Origin of the sequence: Herbaspirillum sp. B65, assembly GCF_000333555.1 — a bacterium.
GTDB classification, from domain to species: domain Bacteria; phylum Pseudomonadota; class Gammaproteobacteria; order Burkholderiales; family Burkholderiaceae_D; genus Herbaspirillum; species Herbaspirillum rubrisubalbicans.
In genome coordinates this window covers 1-4,054 of sequence record NZ_BADI01000257.1, presented here as the reverse complement: position 1 = coordinate 4,054, position 4,054 = coordinate 1, and the positions used below count along the sequence as shown (strand labels likewise).

Genomic DNA, 4,054 nt, shown 5'->3' with positions numbered 1-4,054 from the left:
ACACCGTCAATGAGGTGGGGCGCGCCGAGGAAATCCGCCAGTGGGGCGTGGATGCCTTCTGCACCGACCGCATCGACCTGATCGCCGCCGACGCTTGGTGAATTTGTTCATATCGCGTAGCCGTGCAGCGTGGAAATGAACGGAAAATCGCGCTCTTACCGGCGTACTGATTTATCACGCGATATATATGATTTGCAGGCGGGTAACAGCAATTGGGGGGCAGTCGAAAGTTGCTGTCAACGCAACGCAAAAAACTTGCGTTAAAGGAAGCACAAGGCCGGCGCCCGTGAGCACGCCGGCAGACTTGTGGAAGCACACAACACTCAGAGATAGAGGAAAACGATGAAGATCAACAAACTGCTGGCTGCCGTACTCGTTGCCGCCTTCGCCATGCCGGTCCTGGCCCAGCCTGCACCTGCCGCAGCTCCTGCTGCCGAAGCACCGGCTGCCAAGCCCGCCCACAAGAAGCACAAGAAGCACGTCAAGAAGGCGAAAAAGCACAAGAAGCACAAGAAGCACGCCAAGAAGGCAGCCGTGCTGCCGACCAACAAGGGCGCCTGATCGTCTTTGCGCTGACCGCCCATGCGGCGGCCAGCGACCGGTTTTACCGAAAAGCAAGGCTGACACAGTTAAGGTCCGGTGGCGCAATGCAAGCGCGCAGTGCCGGGTCAGCCAAGCCTGTAACCCGTCCGGGATTTCCCGGCGGGTTTTTTTTCGTCCCGGGCGGGGGCGGATGTGTCGCCCCCCTGGCCTGCGAATCTGCGCCCGGATCACGTATAATCACCGGTTCGCAATCGTTTTTTGCACCGACTCCCATCCGGGTCCGATCTGAGCGTTACCGGCGGCATCAGGCCCATTTATCCGTCTTCGAACATGAACTCAGCCGAAATTCGCGACAAGTTTCTGAAATTCTTTGAATCCAAAGAACATACCATCGTCCGCTCCTCCAGCCTGGTGCCGGGCAATGACCCGACCCTGCTGTTCACCAATTCCGGCATGGTTCAGTTCAAGGACGTGTTCCTGGGCACCGACAAGCGCAACTACGTGCGTGCGGCTTCCGTGCAGCGCTGCCTGCGCGCCGGCGGCAAGCACAACGACCTGGAAAACGTCGGTTACACGGCGCGTCACCATACCTTCTTCGAGATGCTGGGCAACTGGTCCTTCGGCGACTACTTCAAGCGCGAGTCGCTCAAGTGGGCCTGGGAACTGCTGACCCAGGTCTATGGCCTGCCGGCCGACAAGCTCTGGGCCACCGTCTACCAGACTGACGATGAAGCCTACGACATCTGGACCAAGGAAATCGGCCTGCCGCCCGAGCGCGTGGTGCGCATCGGCGACAACAAGGGCGCACCCTACGCCTCCGACAACTTCTGGCAGATGGCCGAGACCGGCCCCTGCGGTCCCTGCTCGGAAATCTTCTATGACCACGGCCCGGACATCTGGGGTGGCCCCCCGGGCAGCCCCGACGCCGATGGCGACCGCTACATCGAGATCTGGAACAACGTGTTCATGCAGTTCGACCGCCAGCTCGACCCGGCCACCGGCGAATACACCCTGACCCCGCTGCCGGCCCCCTGCGTGGATACCGGCATGGGTCTGGAGCGCCTGGCCGCGATCCTGCAGCACGTGCACAGCAACTATGAGATCGACCTGTTCCAGGCGCTCATCAAGGCGGCTGCCCGTGAAACCGGCGAGACCGACCTCTCCAATGCTTCGCTGCGCGTGATCGCCGACCACATCCGTGCGACTTCCTTCCTGATCGTCGACGGCGTGATTCCCGGCAATGAAGGTCGTGGCTACGTCCTGCGCCGCATCATCCGCCGCGCGCTGCGTCACGGCCACAAGCTGGGCCAGACCAAGCCCTTCTTCTACAAGCTGGTCAAGGACCTGGTGGTGCAGATGGGCGCAGCCTATCCGGAACTGCCGGAAGCCGCCGAGCGCGTCGAGATGGTCTTGAAGCAGGAAGAAGAACGTTTCGGCGAAACGCTGGAACACGGCATGAAGATCCTGGAAGCCGCGCTGGCTGCCAACACCGGCAAGCTGGATGGCGAGACCGCCTTCACGCTGTACGACACCTACGGCTTCCCGCTGGACCTGACCGCCGACATCTGCCGCGAGCGCAAGGTGGAACTGGACGAAGCCGGCTTCGATGCCGCCATGGAGCGCCAGAAGAGCGCCGCCCGCGCCGCTGGCAAGTTCAAGATGGCCGCTGCCATCGAATACACCGGTGACAAGACCCGCTTCGTGGGCTACGAATCCCTGGCCCAGTCGGCCAAGGTCGTCGCCCTTTACGTGGCCGGCAGCCCGGTGCAGAAGATCGAGGCTGGACAGGACGCTATCGTGGTACTGGACACCACCCCGTTCTATGCCGAATCCGGTGGCCAGGCGGGTGATGCCGGTGCGCTGGAAGCGGCCAATGCCCTGTTCGCCGTGGCCGATACGCAAAAGATTCAGGCCGAGGTGTTCGGTCACCACGGCCAACTGATCAAGGGCAGCCTGGCCATCGGCGACGCCGTCCAAGCCAAGGTCGATGCCGATCAGCGCGCCCGCACCATGCGCAACCATTCGGCCACCCACCTGATGCACAAGGCCCTGCGTGAAGTGCTGGGTTCGCATGTATCGCAGAAGGGTTCGCTGGTCGACGCCGACAAGACCCGTTTCGACTTCAGCCATAACGCGCCGATGACCGCCGAGGAAATCCGTCGCGTGGAAGAGATCGTCAACCGCGAAGTACTGGCCAACGTCGCCACCGGCGCCCAGCTGATGGGCTACGACGACGCCATTGCCGCCGGCGCCATGGCGCTGTTCGGCGAAAAGTACGGCGACCAGGTGCGCGTGCTGTCCATCGGTACCTCGACCGAACTGTGCGGTGGTACCCACGTTTCTCGTACCGGTGACATCGGCCTGTTCAAGATTGTCTCCGAAGGTGGCGTTGCGGCTGGCATCCGCCGCGTCGAAGCCGTCACCGGCGAAGGTGCGCTGGCGCTGGTGCAGTCGCTCTCGAGCCGCGTGGCCGAAGCCGCTGCGGCGCTGAAGACCCAGCCGGAAGAACTGCTGCCGCGCATCGGCCAGGTGCAGGATCAGGTCAAGGCGCTGGAAAAGGAACTGGCTTCGCTCAAGTCCAAGCTGGCCTCCAGCCAGGGCGACGAGCTGGTCAACCAAGCGGTCGACATCAACGGCATCAAGGTGCTGGCGGCCACGCTGGAAGGCGCCGATGTGGCGACCCTGCGCGAGACCATGGACAAGTTGAAGGACAAGCTCAAGACCGCTGCCATCGTGCTGGGCAGCGTCAAGGATGGCAAGGTCAGCCTGATCGCTGGCGTCACGGCCGACGCGACCGCGAAGGTCAAGGCCGGCGAGCTGGTCAACTTTGTCGCCCAGCAGGTCGGCGGCAAGGGGGGCGGTCGTCCGGATATGGCTCAGGCTGGCGGCACCGAGCCGGCGGCTCTGCCGGGCGCGCTGCAAGGCGTGGCCGGTTGGGTCCAGTCCAAGCTGTAATTTCCCACGGCCCTGGCTCGGAGCGACCATGAGCGAGTTCAAGTTCTGCCCGGTCTGCGCAGCATCGCTGGTGCTGCGCGCCGATGAAGGCGAGGCCGGCAAGGTGCGGCTGGCCTTGCGGCCGTCGGCGAGCAAAGCGGCCAAGGCAGCCCGAGCAGCCAGAACCCACAGGCCGCCCCGACCGGCCAGGCTCCTGCTGGCCCCACCCTGCGCGATCCCGCCCTGAACCTGCGCGCCGAAGCCCTCAGTGGCGCCACCCCGGGCAGCTTCGCCTTCACCCTCTTCAATGCTGCCGCCCAGCGTTTCCTCAACGTCGAGCTGTCGGCGCTGGAAGCCGATGGGCGCGGCAAGATCGTCTCCAGCCCTCGTCTGGTCACGGCCGACCAGCAGACCGCCCTGATCGAGCAGGGCGAGGAAATTCCCTACCAGCAAGCCGCCGGCAACGGCACCACCTCGACCGCCTTCAAGAAGGCCAACCTGAAACTGGAAGTCACGCCCCAGATCACCCCGGACGGCAATGTGATCCTGGACGGGACGTCAACAAGGCCGCCGCGGC

Annotated in this window: 2 protein-coding genes and 3 pseudogenes; all 5 read left to right on the top strand. The window is 63.8% G+C overall.

Features of this window, described 5'->3' with window-relative positions:
* Window positions 1-101 (top strand): annotated as a pseudogene (ugpQ, locus tag I5W_RS33170) (glycerophosphodiester phosphodiesterase); the annotation flags it as partial.
* A gap of 241 nt (window positions 102-342) precedes the next feature.
* Window positions 343-561, top strand: coding sequence for a hypothetical protein (locus I5W_RS06755; RefSeq protein WP_017452110.1), 219 nt, complete (start codon window positions 343-345; stop codon window positions 559-561).
* 312 nt (window positions 562-873) lie between these two features.
* Window positions 874-3,498: an alanine--tRNA ligase gene (alaS, locus tag I5W_RS06750; RefSeq protein ID WP_044528654.1), complete on the top strand. Its 2,625-nt coding sequence runs from the start codon at window positions 874-876 to the stop codon at window positions 3,496-3,498.
* Window positions 3,499-3,526: 28 nt separating this feature from the next.
* Window positions 3,527-3,613 (top strand): annotated as a pseudogene (locus tag I5W_RS31095) (ADP-ribose pyrophosphatase); the annotation flags it as partial.
* Window positions 3,613-4,054 (top strand): annotated as a pseudogene (locus tag I5W_RS29505) (type IV pilus secretin PilQ); the annotation flags it as partial. The pseudogenes I5W_RS31095 and I5W_RS29505, both read left to right, overlap by 1 nt.

What these genes read in the sequence shown, in the direction of transcription:
- I5W_RS06755 (WP_017452110.1), top strand. Translation starts at nt 343, where the DNA reads ATGAAGATCAACAAACTGCTGGCTGCCGTACTCGTTGCCGCCTTCGCC.
- alaS (WP_044528654.1), top strand. Translation starts at nt 874, where the DNA reads ATGAACTCAGCCGAAATTCGCGACAAGTTTCTGAAATTCTTTGAATCC.